This is a genomic window from Leisingera sp. NJS204 (assembly GCF_004123675.1).
In the GTDB taxonomy this organism is placed as follows: domain Bacteria; phylum Pseudomonadota; class Alphaproteobacteria; order Rhodobacterales; family Rhodobacteraceae; genus Leisingera.
In genome coordinates this window covers 3,500,234-3,517,663 of the sequence record NZ_CP035417.1, presented here as the reverse complement: position 1 = coordinate 3,517,663, position 17,430 = coordinate 3,500,234, and the positions used below count along the sequence as shown (strand labels likewise).

General features: G+C 61.7%; 14 protein-coding genes, 1 tRNA gene and 2 pseudogenes. 3 read left to right on the top strand and 14 right to left on the bottom strand.

Annotated elements, in window-relative coordinates; genetic code table 11:
• Window positions 1-10: 10 nt before the first annotated feature.
• The 3 genes and pseudogenes from ETW24_RS17090 to ETW24_RS17080 form a co-directional block, all read left to right on the top strand.
• Window positions 11-1,000 (top strand): arginase family protein, encoded by a 990-nt coding sequence (locus ETW24_RS17090; RefSeq protein WP_129372170.1) that lies wholly within the window; start codon window positions 11-13, stop codon window positions 998-1,000.
• Window positions 997-1,977, top strand: coding sequence for an agmatinase (locus ETW24_RS17085; protein WP_129372169.1), 981 nt, complete (start codon window positions 997-999; stop codon window positions 1,975-1,977). The genes ETW24_RS17090 and ETW24_RS17085 overlap by 4 nt, the downstream gene beginning before the upstream one ends.
• Before the next feature lie 351 nt (window positions 1,978-2,328).
• Window positions 2,329-2,532 (top strand): annotated as a pseudogene (locus ETW24_RS17080) (integrase); the annotation flags it as partial.
• Between the two features lie 32 nt (window positions 2,533-2,564).
• Here ETW24_RS17080 and ETW24_RS17075 read toward each other — a convergent pair.
• The 14 genes and pseudogenes from ETW24_RS17075 to leuC all read right to left on the bottom strand — a co-directional run.
• Window positions 2,565-3,315 (bottom strand): annotated as a pseudogene (locus ETW24_RS17075) (IS3 family transposase); the annotation flags it as partial.
• Between the two features lie 161 nt (window positions 3,316-3,476).
• On the bottom strand, window positions 3,477-4,397 hold the full coding sequence (locus tag ETW24_RS17070) for a LysR family transcriptional regulator (RefSeq protein WP_129372167.1): 921 nt from the start codon (window positions 4,395-4,397) through the stop codon (window positions 3,477-3,479).
• Window positions 4,398-4,411: 14 nt separating this feature from the next.
• Window positions 4,412-5,455 carry an ABC transporter ATP-binding protein gene (locus ETW24_RS17065; RefSeq protein ID WP_129372166.1) on the bottom strand — a complete coding sequence of 348 codons (1,044 nt, stop codon included), beginning with the start codon at window positions 5,453-5,455 and terminating at the stop codon, window positions 4,412-4,414.
• Window positions 5,452-6,447 (bottom strand): ABC transporter ATP-binding protein, encoded by a 996-nt coding sequence (locus ETW24_RS17060; RefSeq protein ID WP_129372165.1) that lies wholly within the window; start codon window positions 6,445-6,447, stop codon window positions 5,452-5,454. The genes ETW24_RS17065 and ETW24_RS17060 overlap by 4 nt, the downstream gene beginning before the upstream one ends.
• 4 nt (window positions 6,448-6,451) lie before the next feature.
• Window positions 6,452-7,402: an ABC transporter permease gene (locus ETW24_RS17055; RefSeq protein WP_129372164.1), complete on the bottom strand. Its 951-nt coding sequence runs from the start codon at window positions 7,400-7,402 to the stop codon at window positions 6,452-6,454.
• Window positions 7,399-8,379: an ABC transporter permease gene (locus ETW24_RS17050; RefSeq protein WP_129372163.1), complete on the bottom strand. Its 981-nt coding sequence runs from the start codon at window positions 8,377-8,379 to the stop codon at window positions 7,399-7,401. The genes ETW24_RS17055 and ETW24_RS17050 overlap by 4 nt, the downstream gene beginning before the upstream one ends.
• Window positions 8,380-8,525: 146 nt before the next feature.
• Window positions 8,526-10,088 carry an ABC transporter substrate-binding protein gene (locus tag ETW24_RS17045; protein ID WP_129372162.1) on the bottom strand — a complete coding sequence of 521 codons (1,563 nt, stop codon included), beginning with the start codon at window positions 10,086-10,088 and terminating at the stop codon, window positions 8,526-8,528.
• A gap of 443 nt (window positions 10,089-10,531) precedes the next feature.
• Window positions 10,532-10,608 (bottom strand) — tRNA-Pro (locus tag ETW24_RS17040).
• Between the two features lie 185 nt (window positions 10,609-10,793).
• The gene (leuB, locus tag ETW24_RS17035) at window positions 10,794-11,897 is read right to left on the bottom strand and encodes a 3-isopropylmalate dehydrogenase (protein ID WP_129372161.1); all 1,104 of its coding nucleotides are present in this window, start codon (window positions 11,895-11,897) and stop codon (window positions 10,794-10,796) included.
• 120 nt (window positions 11,898-12,017) lie between these two features.
• Entirely contained in the window at window positions 12,018-13,064 is a 1,047-nt protein-coding gene (locus tag ETW24_RS17030) for an endonuclease/exonuclease/phosphatase family protein (protein WP_129372160.1), read from the bottom strand.
• Window positions 13,061-13,897 carry a hypothetical protein gene (locus ETW24_RS17025; RefSeq protein WP_129372159.1) on the bottom strand — a complete coding sequence of 279 codons (837 nt, stop codon included), beginning with the start codon at window positions 13,895-13,897 and terminating at the stop codon, window positions 13,061-13,063. The genes ETW24_RS17030 and ETW24_RS17025 overlap by 4 nt, the downstream gene beginning before the upstream one ends.
• 408 nt (window positions 13,898-14,305) lie before the next feature.
• Window positions 14,306-14,911 (bottom strand): 3-isopropylmalate dehydratase small subunit, encoded by a 606-nt coding sequence (gene leuD / locus ETW24_RS17020; protein ID WP_129372158.1) that lies wholly within the window; start codon window positions 14,909-14,911, stop codon window positions 14,306-14,308.
• Window positions 14,911-15,738, bottom strand: coding sequence for a hypothetical protein (locus ETW24_RS17015; protein WP_129372157.1), 828 nt, complete (start codon window positions 15,736-15,738; stop codon window positions 14,911-14,913). The genes leuD and ETW24_RS17015 overlap by 1 nt, the downstream gene beginning before the upstream one ends.
• 16 nt (window positions 15,739-15,754) lie before the next feature.
• Window positions 15,755-17,158, bottom strand: a complete 1,404-nt coding sequence (gene leuC / locus ETW24_RS17010) for a 3-isopropylmalate dehydratase large subunit (RefSeq protein ID WP_129372156.1) — start codon at window positions 17,156-17,158, stop codon at window positions 15,755-15,757.
• Window positions 17,159-17,430: the final 272 nt, after the last annotated feature.

The window sequence follows — 17,430 nt, the reverse complement described above, 5'->3', positions numbered from 1 at the left end:
AAGACTGCTCATGGCTGACGAACACCTGAAATCCATGATGGAGAACCTCTATTGGTGGGGCATCCCCACCCTGTTCCGCTGCCCCAATGAAGGCCCGCAGGGCCAGGATATCGCCCTGGTTGGCGTGCCCCATTCCACCGGCAACGGCACCACCGAGCGCGACCAGCATCTGGGCCCGCGCGCGCTGCGCAATGTTTCGGCGGTCGGGCGGCGGATGCACGGTGAATTCCAGCTGAACCCCTGGGAAGCCGCCAAAATCACCGATGTCGGCGATGTGCCTTTCCCGCGCGCCAATGACAACGAAGACTGCATCGAGCAGATCACCCGCTTCTACCAGAAGGTCGATGCCGCAGGCGCCCGGCCTGTCTCTGTCGGTGGCGACCACTCGATCACCGGCGGCATCGTGCAGGCTATCGGCTGCGGCCAGATCACCAAGGGCGAGCCGGTCTGCTTCCTGCATTTCGATGCCCATACGGACGTCTTCACCAAAGTCGACCACTTCCTGGGCGCCAAGAAATCCGCCGCTCATTGGGGCGCCTATCTGGCTGATCAGGGCAAGGTAGACCCGCATCATTCCATGCAGATTGGGCTGCGCGGCCATCCCCGCACGCTCGACTGGCTGCAGCCGTCTTATGACTACGGCTACAACATCGTCACCATGAAGGAATTCCGCAAACGCGGGCTGGAGGACGTGATCGCGCAGATCCGGAAAGTGATGGCGGGCAAGCCGGTCTACATCACCTTTGACCTTGATTGCCTTGACCCTGCGATTGCGCCGGCAGTGTCCAATCTGGAGCCGGGCGAAAAGGGGTTTGATATCGACGAAGCCGTGGCGCTGCTTCACAGCGCGCGCGGCATGAATATCGTTGGCGGCGATATCGTCTGTATGATGCCGACCAAGGACAGCCCGAACCAAATCACCGCCCTGACCGCCTCGGCCATCATGTTCGAGATGATTTCGATGATTGCGGAAAACGTGAAGAACGGAGCAACAGCATGACCCAGCCAGGCGACACCTTCTTTCAGCCGGTCTCAGCCATGGACCTTCCGCGCTTTGCCGGGGTGCCCACCTTCATGCGGCTGCCGTTGCTGACGCCAGAGCACCCCCGTTTCAGCGACGTGCAGATGGGGCTGGTGGGAGTGCCCTGGGATGGCGGCACCACCAACCGCCCCGGCGCCCGCCACGGGCCGCGGCAGCTGCGCGATTACTCCACCATGATCCGGGCGATGAACCCGGTCACCGGCATCAGCCCCTTCGCCGCCGTCAACTGCGCCGACCTGGGCGACGTGCCGCCCAACCCGGTGGACATCCCGGACAATCTGGACCGCATCACCGCCTTTTACACCGGCTTGAAACAGCAGGGCATCACCCCTATGACCGCGGGCGGCGATCACCTGATTACCTTACCGATCCTGCGCGCTCTGGCCCAGGGCGGCCCGTTGGGGCTGGTCCAGTTCGACAGCCACACTGACCTCTTCGACAGCTATTTCGGCGGCTGCAAATACACCCACGGCACCCCGTTCCGCCGCGCGGTGGAAGAAGGGCTGGTTGACCCGAAACGCTTTGTCCAGGTCGGTATCCGCGGCACCGCCTATAACACTGAGGACATCGAATGGGGCCTGGAGCAGGGCATCCGCATCATCCGCGTGGAAGAGCTGTTCGACCGCGGCATCAATGAGGTGATGGCAGAGGTGCGCAGCATTCTGGGCAGCCAGCCCGCCTATTGCACCTATGACATCGATTTTGTCGATCCCACCTATGCCCCCGGCACCGGTACGCCGGAAATCGGCGGCCCCAACAGCTTTCAGGCGCAGCAGGTGATCCGCGAACTGGCGGGCGTCACCTTGATCGGCGCCGATCTGGTGGAAGTGTCGCCGCCCTTTGACGAGTCCGGCGGTACCGCATGGCTGGGAGTGTCACTGATGTTCGAACTGATGTGCGTGCTGTCGCAGGCCCTGGCGCTGCGAATGGGATGAGCCAAAAAAATATATTGCATCCCAAGAATGGGCCGATGGTTGAACGGCCAGTAAAGAAACGTTGAACTCGAATGCCCGCTCTTTAGTTGCCGCTCTGAAGAAGATCAAACGAACGAAGAAGATTCCCTTGGGCTGACGCTGACGCTGCCACGGCCAAGGACAACTTTGCTCGATTTCTGACCTTTCGTGCATTGAGCAGCACCCGGTGGTTTGGGCTCAGACCGGCCCAATGCATCCGCGGCGTTTCCCAAAGAACACACAACCTGACAACGGTCATTCAAACCACCAGTAAACTGAGGCGTCAGCGCTGTGCTGATTTCTGGGTTTGGCGGGAGGATTGGAGGGCAAACTATGCCAAGAGTCCAACTTCCCGCTGTCACCCCGAAACGAAGAGCCTGGAACAAGGGCCGGATCATCGGCCAGAAACGACCACTGTTGCCGAAACAGGTCTGGGCGATCCGCGCGCGGCTCGAACTGGCGGGCAACCTGCGCGATCTTGCGCTGTTCAATGTGGCAATTGATAGCAAGCTTCGCGGATGCGATCTGGTGAAACTGAGTAGCCCCACTTGAGTGGTCCAAATTGAAAGTTAGCGCATGGTTGGCCTTTGGTCTATCAGGACGATGGCCTCCGGCGCAGGTGGGCGGTAGCCCAGAGCACTGCGGGGGCGTTTGGTGTTGTAATGCTTCCTCCAGTTTTCGATGATAATTTGGGCTTCACGCAGCGAGTAGAAGACCTCCCCGTTCAGCAGTTCGTCCCGCATGCGCCCGTTGAAATTTTCGCAGTATCCGTTCTCCCAAGGCGACCCCGGTTCAATGAAAGCAGTCTTGGCCCCGACAGCTTTGATCCAGCTTCTGACGGCCTCAGCAATGAACTCAGGGCCATTGTCTGACCGAATGTATGCCGGCACGCCACGTAGGATAAACAGGTCCGTCAGTGCATCGATGACCTCGTTTGCATTCCGCTTCCGCTTCACTCGGACCGCAAGGCATTCCCGGCTATACTCGTTCAGAATGTTCAATGTTCTAAAAGCCCTGCCATCATCCGTTCGGTGATGCGCAAAGTCGTACGACCAGACGTGGTTGCGATATTCCGGACGCAGCCGGACACATGATCCGTCCACTGCCCGGCAGGGCATTGCGAAGCAATGTCCCGAGAGGGTTGAGCCAGAGCCGTCCCCTCTTGGGCTGCTTCCTTGGAACCTTCAGCCCCTCCCGCCGCCATAAACGTTCGACACGTTTATCATTCACCTGCCAGCCAGCGTCCCGCAGCAGGGCCGCAACCCGGCGGTAGCCGTACCGGCCACACTGACGTGTCAGCTCGATCATGTCGGCGACCAAAGGCCAACCATGCACTAACTTTCAATTTGAACCACTCAAGTGGGGCTACTCAAGGCAGGGACTGAAGGTTCGAACTCTCTCGCTCCGGCCAATAAAACAAGGCTCCGTAGGGCGATTTTATTGTTTTGAAGCGGTGCTTAAGGTTTCCGGGGTAATGAGGGTCAAACCGTTTCCAGCGCGGACATATGCAGCTTTTTCCACAGAACATCCAACGTCGGCTTGGTGCTGCGCGGATCGCGGTAAAGGCGGATTTCCAGATCGGTGGCCAGCCGGTCGTCCACCACCGCAAAGCGCCCCTGTTTAATCTCCTCACGGCACAGGCTGAGGGGCAGCCAGCCCATGCCAAAGCCCTCTTGGATCATCGCCTTGACACTGTTGGCCAGCGCATTCTGGTTGACCACAAAGACCTTCTGGCCAGGCAACAGCTGTGCCAGTGCGAATTCCTGAACCGAGCGCAGCGCCGAGACCGCGCCATAAGACAACAGCGGCACCGCGTCCTTGCCGCCTTTGGGAAAGGAAAATTCCGGCAGCCCGTCAGGGGTTGTGCGGGAAACCGGCACATATCGGTCGGTGGACAGGGTCAGGTGCTCGAAGTTGGCGACTTCCAGGGGCCCAAGGAAATCCATCGACGGATGCCAGTAGGTCAGGATCACATCGCAATAGCCCTGCTGCAGCGCGCTGACGAACTGGTCGGCGGCCCAGGAGGTGGAATTGAGGTCGGTATCCACCCCGCCCTCGCTGGCCAGGGGCGCGATCAGCGTCTTGTAATGCGTCATGTAAAGCGACTGCGAAGCGGCAAAGCGGATCACGTTTTCGCCCGCGGCATCAATCGTCTGGCAGCGTTCGATGGTTTCCTCGTAGGTGCGCAGCATGATGCGGGACTGGGACAGGAACACCTCGCCCGCCGGGGTCAGGGTCAGCGGCAGGGTTTCGCGGTTGATCAGCCGCACGCCGATCTCATTCTCCAGCGCCCGGATGCGGCGGGAGAAGGCCGGCTGGCTGACATTGCGTTCCTCGGCCGCGCGCGAGAAGTTCTTGCACGCGACCAAAGCTTCGAAATCCTTAAGCCAGATGATGTCCAACTGGGTGTCCCGTCTTAACCGGCGGCCACCGCATCCAGCCTGTCTTCCTCGACAGCATGGCAAGCAACGGTGCTGCCATCGGGCTGGTGAATGGCTTTTGGCTGTTCACTTTTGCATCGTGCGTCCGCAAAGGCGCAGCGGCTTTGGAAGGGACAGCCTTGCGGCAGATTGATCGGCGTCGGGATCTCGCCCTTGAGGCGGATGTGGTTCGGCCGGTCATCCTTCAGCTGCGGCACTGCGGACAGCAAGGCCCGAGTATAGGGGTGTTTCGGGTTGGAGAACAGCGTTGCCGTGTCCGCAACCTCGCAAACCGACCCAAGGTACAGAACCGCAACACGGGTGCCGAAATGCTCTACCACGCTCAGGTCGTGGGTGATGAACAGATAGGTAAGGCCACGGCTTTCCTTGGCTTCCAGCATCAGGTTCAGCACCTGCGCCTGGATCGACACGTCCAGCGCGCTGATCGGCTCATCCGCGATGATGAATTCCGGGTCCACTGTCAGAGCGCGGGCAATGGCGATCCGCTGGCGCTGGCCGCCGGAGAATTCATGCGGGTAGCGCTTGGCCCAGCTGGGATCGACCCCCACCGACAGCATCACCTCGGTCACCTTGTCGCGCACCTCGGCCGCCGAGGCGCCGGGGTTGTGATGGCGCACCGGTTCCTCCAGCGCCTGCCGGATGGTCATGCGCGGGTTGAGCGAGGCATAGGGGTTCTGGAAGATCATCTGGATCTTCTTGCGCAGGGGCTGCATAGCGCCGCGCGACAGGTCATCAATGCGCTGGCCGTCATAATGGATTTCACCTGCGGTGGGGGTCAGCAGGCCCGCCACCAGCCGCGCCACAGTGGATTTCCCGCAGCCCGATTCGCCGACCACACACAGCGCCTCGCCGCGGCCCACCTCCAGCGAGACATTGTTCACCGCATGGACCGCACGGCTTTCCCGCACGATCTTGCCCTGTTTGAACTTCAGCGTCTCAAGGAAGCCCTGATCCAGATCGAACCGTTTTTCCAGGTTCTTGATCTGCAGCAGCGGGCGGTCAGTCTTTGCGTCTTTCATGCCCGTGCCTCCTTACGGTCTTCGTCGCTGTGCAGGCGCTGCACCTCGTGGCAGGCCACTTCGACCTCGCCGTATTGCACGGTTTCCGGCACCCGGCTGCGGCATAGGTCGGTGGCGTATTTGCAACGCGGATTAAAGGCACAGCCTGCGGGTGCATTGGCAAGGCCCGGCATGTTGCCGGGGATTTGCTTCAGCCGCTGGCCGGGCACGGTCTGCTGCGGCAGCGCGTTGATCAGACCCTGGGTATAGGGGTGCTGCGGATCATTGATGATTTCCCGCGTGCGCCCCGCCTCGATGATGCGGCCGGCATACATGACCAGCGTGCGCTCGGTCATCTGGCTGACCACGCCCAGATCGTGAGTGATCAGGATCAGCCCCACCTGGTTCGACTGGCACAGCTCCAGCAGCAGCTCCATGATGTCGGCCTGGATGGTCACATCCAGCGCCGTCGTGGGTTCATCCGCGATGATCAGCTGCGGATCAAGCAGCAGCGCAATTGCAATGATGATCCGCTGGCGCATGCCGCCCGACAGCTCGTGCGGGTATTGTTCCAGACGTTCTTCCGGCGACGGAATATAAACTTCGCGGAGCTTGACGATGGCGATCTGGCGCGCTTCTTCGCGGCTCAGCTTGCGGTGCGCCAGCAGGGTTTCAACCATCTGCTGGCCGATGGTCAGCACCGGATTCAGCGTCACCATCGGATCCTGAAAGATCATCGCCATCCGGTTGCCGCGCATGGTGCGCAGGCGCTTGTCGTTCATCTGCACGACGTCATCGCCATCGAACAGGATCTGGCCATTGTCGATGTAACCGGGGCGGCTGAGCAGGTTCATCAGCGAAAACCCGGTGATCGACTTGCCGGCGCCGCTTTCGCCGACGATGCCCAGGCGCTCGCCCTTGGCCAGATCAAAGGAAATGCCGTTGAGGGCTGTGACCGTCTCGTCGCGCATGGCGAATTTCACGGTCAGGTCGCGAACGGAAAGAAGGCTCATCGCGTTACCCCTTGTAGAGTTTCGGGTTCAGGACATCGCGCATCCAGTCGCCCAGCAGATTAATGACCAGGACCAGAACCACCAGCACCACGCCGGGGATGGCGGTGATCCACCAGCTGCCCGAGAAGATGTAATCAAACCCCGAGGAAATCAGCGAGCCCAGCGACGGCTGGCTGGGTGGCATCCCCAGCCCCAGGAAGCTGAGCGAGGCCTCGGAGATGATCGCATTGGCGACCTGCACGGTAGAGATCACAAAGATCGGCGACAGCGAGTTCGGCAGGATGTGCCGCACCATGATCCGCAGCGGGCCAAAACCCAGCACGCGGGCGCTGTCGACATATTCCTTTTTCTTCTCGGCCAGCACGGTGGCGCGCACGGTGCGGGCATATTGCGGCCATTCCGCGACGCCAATGACGGCAATCAGGAACACGACAGCATAGCGGTTGAAGGTATCAGTCCCGAACATCGCCTGGGTCACGGCCAGAAAGATGATCGCCACCATCAGGGTCGAGAACGACAGCTGGATGTCTGCCAGCCGCATCAGCAGGCTGTCCAAGCGGCCGCCGACATAGCCGGCCACCAGCCCGATGGAGATGCCCAGAAAGGCCTGCAGCGCAACCGCGCAGATGCCGATCAGCAGCGACAGCCGGGTGCCATACAGGATGGTCGACCACAGATCGCGGCCCTGATCATCGGTGCCCAGCATGAATTCAGGCAGTGAACCGCTGACCCAGGCCGGCGGATACTCCGAGTTCATGATATCAATGGACCCCGGATCGTATGGGTCAAACGGCGCGATCAGCGGGGCCAGAAAGGCAGCTCCGGCAATCACCAGGAAGATGATCATGCTGACCATCGCCACCGGGTTGCGGCGGAAACTGTAGCCCATGTTGGAATTCCAGGCCTTGGACCAGCGCGACGGTTCGGATTTCGGGGAAAGCGTTTCGGTGCTCATGCGCCCATCCTCGCAATATTCACGGTCGGGTTCACCAGGCCATAGATCAGATCGACAATGGTGTTGGTGACCACAAAGATGAAGCCGACAACAATCAGATAAGCCACGATCAGCGGGGTATCGACACGGTTCACCGCCTCAAGGAACATGAAGCCCATGCCCGGCCACTGGAACACCGTCTCGGTCAGGATGGTATAGGCCACCATAGTGCCGATCTGCACGCCGCCCACGGTAATCACCGGCAGCAGCGTGTTCTTCAAGGCATGGACAAAATAGATCCGCCACGGGCTGATGCCCTTTGCCTTGGCGTATTTGACGTATTCGGATTGGAGCACTTCCATCATCTCGGCCCGGATCAGGCGGACAAACAACGGCAGCATGATCGAGGCCAGCGCAATCGACGGCAGGATGATGTGAAGCCAGCCATCAGCAGTGGCAAAGTTGGTCTGCCAATAGCCCCAGACCTGCACGGTATCACCGCGCCCGTAGGAGGGCAGCCAGCCGTATTCCACCGAGAACACAAAGATCATCAGGATCGCTGTCAGGAACACCGGGATCGAAATGCCGATGATCGACAGGCCCATGATAATACGGCTCAGGATCGAATTGGGTTTGATTGCGGTATAGACACCCAGCGGCACTGAGAAGCCGACGATGATCAGCGTCGCGCCGAACACCAGCTCCAGCGTTGCCGGCAGCTTCTTCAGGATCACGTCCAGCGCCGGCTCCTTGAAGAAATAGGAGGTGCCCAGATCGCCCTGCAGCGCATTGCCCGCAAACCGCAGGTATTGCGTCACAAAGCTGTCGTTCAGACCCAGCTCATCGCGCAGCTGCTGACGTACTTCTTCCGAGACCGACTGCCCGACCAGCTCGCGCAGCGGGTCGCCCAGGTTGCCCTGGATGGCAAAGGCAATCAGCGAGATGACGAACATCACGGCAATCGCCTGGATCACTCGCTTGGCGAGATAGGCAAACATCGTCCTGACCTTTGTAGAGTTTGGTTACAGCGTAAAACACCGTGTTCAAGGGAACCGCGGGTTCTGCATACACGGCTTTGGCGGCCGCTTGTTGTATTGGCGGCCCGGGCCGGCCGGAGGAGACCGGCCCGGGTCAGATCAACGGCTTAGCTGCCGGTTTCGACGATCAGGTCGCCGAAATAGGGGAAGTTCAGCGCATTCACGATGTCGCCTGCGTTCATGCCGGACTTGGCGCCCCATGCCAGGTTCTGCCAGTGCAGCGGAATAAACGCGGCCTCGTCATACAGGATGCCTTCCAGCTTCTGCAGCAGTTCCGTACGCTTGGCCGGGTCTGTTTCCGCGTTGGCGGCGTTCATCAGCGCGTCGGCTTCCGGGTTGCAGTAGTTGCCGGAATTGTACTGGCCATTGCCGGTTGCTTCGTCCGGGCAGGCGGTCAGGAACTGGTGGAAATTGGCGGAGTCTTCGGTATCCGCGTGCCAGCCGATCATCATCATGTCCGCTGCGCGCTCGTCAAACGTCGGCCAGTACTGCGCCTTGGGCATGGTCTGCAGATCCACTTTGATGTTGATCTGCGCCAGCATCGAGGCCACCGCTTGTGCGATCTTGTCGTCATTCACATAGCGGTTGTTCGGCGCCATCATGGTGATCGAGAAGCCGTCGGCATAACCTGCCTCAGCCATCAGCGACTTGGCTTTCTCCAGGTCAAAGCGCGGTGCGAAATCCTCGCTGTAGCCCAGGTAGCCGGCCGGGCTGGCCTGTGCGCCAACAGTGCCGAAGCCGCGCATGATACGGTCGACGATGCCGGAGTTGTTCACCGCATAGTCGATCGCCTTGCGGACGCGGGCGTCCTTGAAGGCCTCAACCCGGTTCTGGTTCATCTGGAAGGTGATGATGCGGGTGCCGGGCATGGTGATCAGGTCGACACCCTGGGCATCCGCCACGCGCTTCAGGTCGGTCGGCGGAACCGGTGCAATGAAATCAACATCGCCGGACAGCAGCGCGGCCACCCGGGTCGGGTCTTCCTTGATCGGGGTCAGCACGATCTTGTCGACGTTGCCGGCATCTGCATCCCAGTAATCGGCATAGCGGTCGAACACCACGCGCACGCCCTGTTCACGCTCGGAAACAATGAACGGACCGGTGCCCGAGACATTGCGGGACGCGAAACTGTCGCCGTGCTTGACGATCTCGGCCTTTTCCTTGCCGTCGGCAGTGGTGCCGGAATAATAGGCGCTGTCCATCGGAAAGATGTAAGTCGCAGAGTGCAGGACCAGCGGATAAGGCTCCGAGGTCTTAAGGTCGAAAGTCATCTCATCGACAACTTCAACATCGGTGAAGGGCGCGAAAATCGCTTTGAAGTCGTCGCTTTCCTTCAGCCGGTCAAAGGTCCAGTCCACGTCCTTGGCGGTCAGCGCGTTGCCGCTGTGGAAGGTGACGCCGCTGCGCAGCTTGAAGCGCATGGTGGTGCCGTCGATCTGTTCCCAGCTTTCGGCCAGGCGCGGTTCGAACTGCAGGTCCTGGGTCCAGCGCACCAGCGGGTCAAAGACCATGTGCGACAGCTGCAGCGTGCCGCCGGACAGCTGTTCATGCGGATCCAGTGAAACCGGGTCAGCGTCATAGGCAACGCGCACTGTGGTCTCGGCATAGGCAACCGGTGCCATCGCCGCCACAACGGCTGCGGCCGCCAGGCTTCTGACAAATTTCGTCATTAGGCATACTCCCCTGTGATTATGGCGTGAACGCTATCCGGTGGCGCGGCGTCTGTGAAATGCCGATATCGCATAGGGTATGCAACCTGCACATTGGAGCTATGCACTTTGGGAATATCTGTTCCTTTGCAAGCGCTTATGGTCAGCAATCGGGCAAAGGCGCAGTGAAAGCCAGCACCTCCGGGGTCAGTTTTCAGCGAATCTTGCGTGGCATTGCTCGGGGAAAACGCCCCGAAATTGCTCTTCCCAGACCGAGAGACCGTGGAGAATGCCTGCCGTTCCTGCAGTCCGGATGCGGTTAAGAACGCCGCCGGGATCATGGGTTGGAAAATTTGACGCGCCTCGGCAACAATATGCGCACATCCACCGCATGAAACGTCGCGAATAGCGTTGCGGCCGATCTGCTGGAAATAAAAAAGACGCCCTAAGGCGCCTTGTTTTATTGGTCGGAGCGAGAGGATTCGAACCTCCGGCCCCTGCCTCCCGAAGACAGTGCTCTACCAGGCTGAGCTACGCTCCGACCGTGGAGGGCGAAATAGCTCAGGGGGCGGGGTTTGACAAGGGCGATTCCGTAGAAAGCTGTGGTTTTCAGGAATTCTTTTTGCGGGCGCCAAAGGGGCCTGCGCGGTCATGGGAGGGGCATAAAAAAAGCCCCGCGCTGACGGTCAGGCGGGGCTTTGAAACGTGCTTGGACCTGCCTCAATATCAGAGGCTTGCCTCCAAGGCGGCAAGCACGGCATCGCCCATCTGGCTGGTGGAAACCGGCTCCACGCCGTCTTCACCCAGCAGGTCGGCAGTGCGCACGCCGTCGGCCAGCACCTTCTCAACCGCGGCTTCCAGTCGGTCGGCCTCGGCGCCCTGATCAAAGCTGTAGCGCAACGCCATCGCAAAGCTCAGGATGCAGGCGATCGGGTTGGCCTTGCCCTGACCGGTGATGTCGGGGGCGGAGCCGTGCACCGGTTCGTACAACGCCTTGGGGCGGCCGTTTTCCATCGGTGCGCCAAGCGACGCAGAAGGCAGCATGCCAAGCGAGCCGGTCAGCATCGCCGCACAGTCGGACAGGATGTCGCCGAACAGGTTGTCGGTCAGGATCACGTCGAACTGTTTGGGCGCGCGCACCAGCTGCATCGCACCGTTGTCGGCATACATATGGCTCAGCTCAACCTCGGGGTAGTCAGCCGAGACACGGGTCACCACTTCACGCCACAGAATGCCGCTTTCCATCACATTGGCCTTCTCCATCGAGCAGACCTTTTTGCCCCGGCGCATCGCCAGCTCAAACGCGGAGCGGGCGGCGCGTTCGATCTCGCTCTCGGTGTAGCGCTGGGTGTTGATGCCGACGCGTTCGTTGCCTTCCTCAAAAATGCCGCGCGGCTCGCCGAAATAGACGCCCGAGGTCAGCTCGCGCACGATCATGATGTCGAGGCCGGCCACGATGTCCTTCTTAAGCGAGGAGAAATCTGCCAGCGCGTCAAAGCACTGCGCCGGGCGCAGGTTGGAATAGAGGTCCATTTCCTTGCGCAGACGCAACAGGCCGCGCTCGGGCTTTACCGAAAAATCCAGATCGTCATAGGCCGGGCCGCCCACGGCGCCGAGCAGAACAGCGTCGGCCTCCTGGGCCTTGGCCATGGTTTCATCCGCCAGCGGTAGCCCATGCTTGTCATAGGCCGCGCCGCCGACCAGATCCTCACTCACATCGAACTGCAGGCCGCGCTTGCCGCCGAACCAGGAGATGATCTTGCGCACTTCGGCCATGACTTCGGGGCCGATCCCGTCGCCGGGCAGAATCAAAATCGATGGGTTGGGCATGGGAGTCCTCCTAAAAACAGCTGGCAAGGGCGTAGCGGGACAGCGGGGCAGGGTCAACAATAGGCCCTGAAATTAAAGGGGTTTGGTTGGGATTCGCGCAGGCCGGGCCGGGTCCTGGCCCTAGTCCAGCGCGATATCGGCCCAAACCAGCCGGTGGCGGCTGGCAATGGCGGCTGCTGCACCCGGAGCATCCGGCCAGACAACGCCGCTGCCGGTGACGGTCAGCCCGGCAGAGGGCAACACATAATCCACCCGCATCCGCCCGGCGCCCTGCCACTCCACGGTTGCAGTTCCGGCTTGCGGGCTGAGCGGCTGCGGGTCCTGCAGCCGGGGATCGCCCAGCAGATTGCGGATGGCGTCCTTGCGGCCTTCACCGCGTTCGGGGTCGAGATTGGCGTCACCGGCAATCACAAAGGGCGCTTGGGGTACGGCGCCCAGTCGGCCATCCAGCAGCAGCTGCCACAGGCGGATTTCATCGCGGTTGCGCCGCCCGTTGCGGTCTTCCGGCCCGTCAAACACTGGCGGCGCAGCGTGGAATGTCATCACGTTCAGCTGGCCGCCGCCGGGCAATTCCAGCGGCACCAGCCAATGCGCGGTGGCAGACAGGCGCTGCACCTTCTGCACCTCGCTGGAGGGAAAGGGGCGCCCGTCCGGGTGTTCAGGCAGCAGCGCGCCAGGCAGGTCCCGCCACAGCAGGGCCGAAAAGTCGCGGATACCGCCGCGATCAACCGGCAGCCGCGACAAAAGCGCAATACCGCCCTGGCCGCGAAACCGGCCATAGCCCTGATTGTCACGCGGCCCGCCGGTCCTGCCATTGCCATCCATGTCCAGCAGGGCCGGGGGCGGCAGCCCGGTATTGGGCTGCAGGAAAACACGGTAAGGATAGGCGGCCCCGGCCTCTGCCAGCAGCCCGGCCAGGGCGGCAAGGCTGCGGCCTTCGTAGTCCCAATCAATCCCCTGCAGTGCCAGCACATCCGGCTGTGCGGCAGAGATCACCTCTACCACCGCGGCAATTTGCGGATCGCCGCCGCGCTCAATGTCGCGCAGCAGCAGGCCGGGCCCGTCCCGTGACAGCTCTGTGTTGAAGGTTGCGATGCGCAGGGTGCCGGCCTGGCCTGCTCCGGCGGCAAGGATCAGAAGAAGGAGGCTCGCCGCCAGCCGCCTCATGCGGTTTGCAGCGCCTCGTCCGCGGCGCTGCCGGCGGCGCGCCGTTTATGCATGATCAGCCCGGCGATGCGCTGCATGGCCATGCCGCGCATGATCATCGAGGCAGGCACCAGCGCCCAGGCGCTGATCACCCAGATCAGCATATGCGGGGCTGCCAGAATTCCGGGATCGACCAGGCCCGAGGCCAGTTTGACCGCGGCGGGCAGGGCAAACGGCAGCAGCACGCCGCCGATGATATTGACCCGCGCGTCGCGCTGCAGCCGCTGCACCACATCGCCGCCAGTGGTGGGGTCGAACAGCGGCAGGTTGACCCAGACATTGAAAGCGCCGCTGCCGACAGGCCAGTGGCCGACACGGATCACCAGCGCAAAGCCGGCAATCGCGGCGCCCGCGATCGCACAAACCAGCCCGGCGGCATCGCGCACCATCAGCATTGTGGCTTCCGGGACCTGCGGCGGCAGCATCAGCACCGTCAGCTGCACCGGCGAATAGGCAAAATCCAGCTGTCCGCCCAGCCAGCCGCCAAGACGGTGGATCAGCGCGGTCAGCCCGGTCGGCTCCAGCGGATGGGCCGCCAGCAGGCTCAGCGCGCCGACAGACGCTGCACAGGCGGCAAAGCGCATCCGGTTGATCGGCGGCGCATTACGGAATTCCACGAAGCTGGGGAAGTGCGAGTTGTATTCGGTGAAGGCCAGGGCCGACCCCAGGAGCGCAATGAACAGGATGATTTCCGGCGACTCGGTGGCCGATGCCGGCAGGATCAGCGTCGGCATGGCAAACAGCATAGCCACCAATATGCCGCGGAACGCCGCGCCTGTGATGCGTGCAAACACGTCTCTCAATCCCTTCAAACTGGAACGGGCGTTTTCGCCTCTGGGTCCAGAATTGAAGCCCCCCGGGAATGGCCCAGGGCGCTCTGCCTCATTTTTGCCCTATTGTTGCCGGGCGGCGGCTTTCCGCTCAAGGCCCGGCGGCAGGGCAGGGGCCACTTTCCCCGCGGCACTGGTGCCCGATTGCATCAGGGTTTTGGTGAAGAACAAACGGGGTGGGGGCCGCCTACCAGATGCAGTGGAAGAGAGCCGGGGGAGCACAACGAAAGGGTCAGAGCTGAATTGCGGCGGGAATGCGGCGCGAATCTGGCGGGCGAAAACAGAAGAGCCGCCCGGGCCGGGCGGCTCTGAAGTGTTTTTGGCAGAATGCGGGGGTCAGACCCAGGGTCAGACCCAGGGTCAGACCCAGGGTCAGACCCAGGGGCGGGCCTGCGCGGTCTTGTCTTCAAATGTCTTGATGGCGTCCGCTTTTTCCATCGTCAGGCCGATATCGTCCAGACCGTTCAGCAGGCAGTGCTTTTTGAAGGCATCCACTTCAAAAGAGATCACTTCGCCGTCCGAGGTGGTGATCTCCTGCGCTTCCAGGTCCACGGTCATGCGGGCGTTGGCGCCTTTTTCCGCATCGGCCATCAGAAGGTCGACCTGTTCCTGCGGCAGCACGATCGGCAGGATCCCGTTCTTGAAGCTGTTGTTGAAGAAGATGTCGGCAAAAGAGGTCGAAACGATGCATTTGATGCCGAAATCGGCAATTGCCCAGGGCGCGTGTTCGCGCGAGGAACCGCAGCCGAAGTTGTCGCCCGCCACCAGAATCTCAGCGTCCCGGTACTGCGGTTTGTTCAGCACGAAATCCTCGATCTCGGTGCCGTCGCGGTTATAGCGCATCTCGTCGAACAGGTTCTTGCCGAAGCCGGTGCGCTGAATGGATTTCAGGAACACCTTGGGGATGATCATGTCGGTGTCGATGTTCACCAGCGGCATCGGGGCGGCGATACCCTGCAGTTTCTGGAATTTTTCCATTACTCGTTTCCTTGTTTCTGGTGCTTCAGGCCGCTGAGATCAAAACCGATCTCCTGCGCGTGGCGTGCGATGAAGCTGTGTTTTTCGGGCCGGTGCGTCTTGTGGTAGCGGCGCACCATGGATGCGTAGAGATGAACGGCCAGCGTGTTTTCGGTGAGCCAGCCGTCTTCCTGGCAGTGGCCGCTGAACAGCACGTCGGTCAGAACGCCGCGGATCGGATAGAATACCTCCGGCTCGCGGACGTGTTCGACCTCGCCGGTCAGGTTCAGCGTGTAGTCCAGCGCCCGGGGGCCAAGCGACGGGCGCTGCAGTTCAAAGGCTGCCAGCAGGCGCTTGCCGGGCGGAGCGGCCTCCACCTCCTTGCGGATCTTGCGGCCCAGCCAGGGCGGCACCCATTCGGGATCTTCAAACCAGTCCAGCAGATGGTTCAGCGTTGCGGAGCCTTTCGGCAGCCGCAGCACTGCGCCGTTGATCGAGCGCGTCGGCTCATAGCCCACGTGATAGTCCACGTCCGGCAACGGCCGGCAGCAAAGCATATCTGTGTCGATCCAGATCATCTCCGTCTGTTTCAGCAGATACAGGCGGAACAGATCCGACAGCATAGACGCAGGCGCCTCCCCGTGCCCCGCTTGGACGGGGTCCCAGATTTCCGCTGCCGGGCAGGTGCGGACACCTGGCGGCACCGGCGGCGCCGCAGGCCCGGTGTGGAACAGCACAACCTCGTGGCCGCGCTGCACGAAACTGGCCAATGACAGCTCGTGCAGCCAGTTCAGGCTGTCACCGATCCACAGGCTTGCGACTGCGGGAAGGGAAGGGCTGGACGGCATCGGTGCCCCCTTAGGCTCAGATCAGCTCACGCACATCGGTCAGCTTGCCGGTCAGTGCAGCGGCGGCTGCCATGGCTGGCGACACCAGATGGGTGCGGCCCTTGTAACCCTGACGGCCCTCGAAGTTCCGGTTCGAGGTTGCGGCGCAGCGCTCGCCCTCGGACAGCTGGTCAGGGTTCATCGCCAGGCACATGGAGCAACCCGCAAGACGCCACTCGAAACCGGCAGCCTCAAAGATCCCGGCCAGGCCTTCTTCTTCGGCCTGGGCACGCACCAGGCCGGATCCGGGAACGATCATGGCGCGCATGCCGTCCTTGATCTTCTTGCCCTTCACCACTTCGGCCACGGCGCGCAGGTCTTCGATGCGGCCGTTGGTGCAGGAACCGATGAACACGGTGTCGATCTCGATGTCGGTCAGTTTCTGACCGGGGGTCAGCCCCATGTATTCAATCGAACGGCGGGCCGCCTCAACCTTGCCGCCGGTGAAATCCTCAGGTGCGGGCACCACACCGGTGATCGGCAGCACGTCCTCAGGGCTGGTGCCCCAGGTCACAACCGGCTGGATGTCTTCGCCCTTCAGGGTGACAACCTTGTCGAAATGGGCGCCTTCATCGGTGAACAGGGTCTTCCACCAGGTCAGCGCAGCTTCCCACTGGGCGCCTTTGGGGGCGTGCGGGCGGCCTTTAACATAATCATAGGTGGTCTGGTCCGGGGCGATCAGGCCGGCACGGGCGCCGCCTTCGATCGCCATGTTGCAGACCGTCATGCGGCCCTCCATCGACAGATCCCGGATTGCTTCGCCGCAATACTCAATCACATAGCCGGTGCCGCCGGCGGTGCCGGTCTCGCCGATCACGGCAAGGGTGATGTCCTTGGCGGTCACGCCCGGCTTCAGCTTGCCGGTGATCTCCACCTTCATGTTCTTGGACTTTTTCTGGATCAGCGTCTGGGTGGCCAGCACATGCTCCACCTCGGAGGTGCCGATGCCATGCGCCAGCGCGCCAAAGGCGCCGTGAGTAGCAGTGTGGCTGTCACCGCAGACCACGGTCATGCCGGGCAGGGTCCAGCCCTGTTCCGGGCCAACGATATGCACAATGCCCTGGCGGACGTCATCTACCGGGTAGTAATGCACGCCGAATTCGCGGGCGTTCTTGTCGAGCGCCTCAACCTGGATGCGGCTTTCCTCGTTCTCGATGCCTTTGGCACGGTCGAGCGTGGTCGGCACGTTGTGGTCCGGCACCGCGATGGTTTTATCCGGGGCATGCACGCCGCGGCCGGCCATGCGCAGGCCTTCGAACGCCTGCGGGCTGGTCACTTCGTGGACCAGGTGGCGGTCGATATAAAGCAGGCTGGTGCCATCCTCGGCTTCATGCGCAACATGCGCATCCCAGATTTTGTCATAGAGTGTTTTGGGGGACATGGGTCCACTCCCGTATGTATTTGGGTATGCTGGCTTTGGGCTGGGCAACGGCCTTATAGGCGCGCCAGGACCGTGCGGGCGGCGCCATAGAACCGTTCGCGCAGCCGTGCGCGGTCTTGCAGTTCTATCTTTTGCGCCAATACGAGGGTCATGGCTGTCAGATACATCCGCAAGGGCCGGCAATCAAGATTCGTTCTAACGCCGGGGTGATGCAGGCGGCAGATACATCAAACCGCCGTGCCGTCTGCCCACGGCCGGGCGCCGCCCTTGTC

Excerpts from the sequence above, each read along its gene's own strand:
- ETW24_RS17085 (WP_129372169.1), top strand. The coding sequence starts at position 997 with ATGACCCAGCCAGGCGACACCTTCTTTCAGCCGGTCTCAGCCATGGAC.
- ETW24_RS17045 (WP_129372162.1), bottom strand. The coding sequence starts at position 10,088 with ATGACGAAATTTGTCAGAAGCCTGGCGGCCGCAGCCGTTGTGGCGGCG.
- ETW24_RS17090 (WP_129372170.1), top strand. The coding sequence starts at position 11 with ATGGCTGACGAACACCTGAAATCCATGATGGAGAACCTCTATTGGTGG.
- leuB (WP_129372161.1), bottom strand. The coding sequence starts at position 11,897 with ATGCCCAACCCATCGATTTTGATTCTGCCCGGCGACGGGATCGGCCCC.
- ETW24_RS17055 (WP_129372164.1), bottom strand. The coding sequence starts at position 7,402 with ATGAGCACCGAAACGCTTTCCCCGAAATCCGAACCGTCGCGCTGGTCC.
- ETW24_RS17060 (WP_129372165.1), bottom strand. The coding sequence starts at position 6,447 with ATGAGCCTTCTTTCCGTTCGCGACCTGACCGTGAAATTCGCCATGCGC.
- ETW24_RS17015 (WP_129372157.1), bottom strand. The coding sequence starts at position 15,738 with ATGCCGTCCAGCCCTTCCCTTCCCGCAGTCGCAAGCCTGTGGATCGGT.
- ETW24_RS17065 (WP_129372166.1), bottom strand. The coding sequence starts at position 5,455 with ATGAAAGACGCAAAGACTGACCGCCCGCTGCTGCAGATCAAGAACCTG.
- ETW24_RS17030 (WP_129372160.1), bottom strand. The coding sequence starts at position 13,064 with ATGAGGCGGCTGGCGGCGAGCCTCCTTCTTCTGATCCTTGCCGCCGGA.
- leuD (WP_129372158.1), bottom strand. The coding sequence starts at position 14,911 with ATGGAAAAATTCCAGAAACTGCAGGGTATCGCCGCCCCGATGCCGCTG.
- leuC (WP_129372156.1), bottom strand. The coding sequence starts at position 17,158 with ATGTCCCCCAAAACACTCTATGACAAAATCTGGGATGCGCATGTTGCG.
- ETW24_RS17050 (WP_129372163.1), bottom strand. The coding sequence starts at position 8,379 with ATGTTTGCCTATCTCGCCAAGCGAGTGATCCAGGCGATTGCCGTGATG.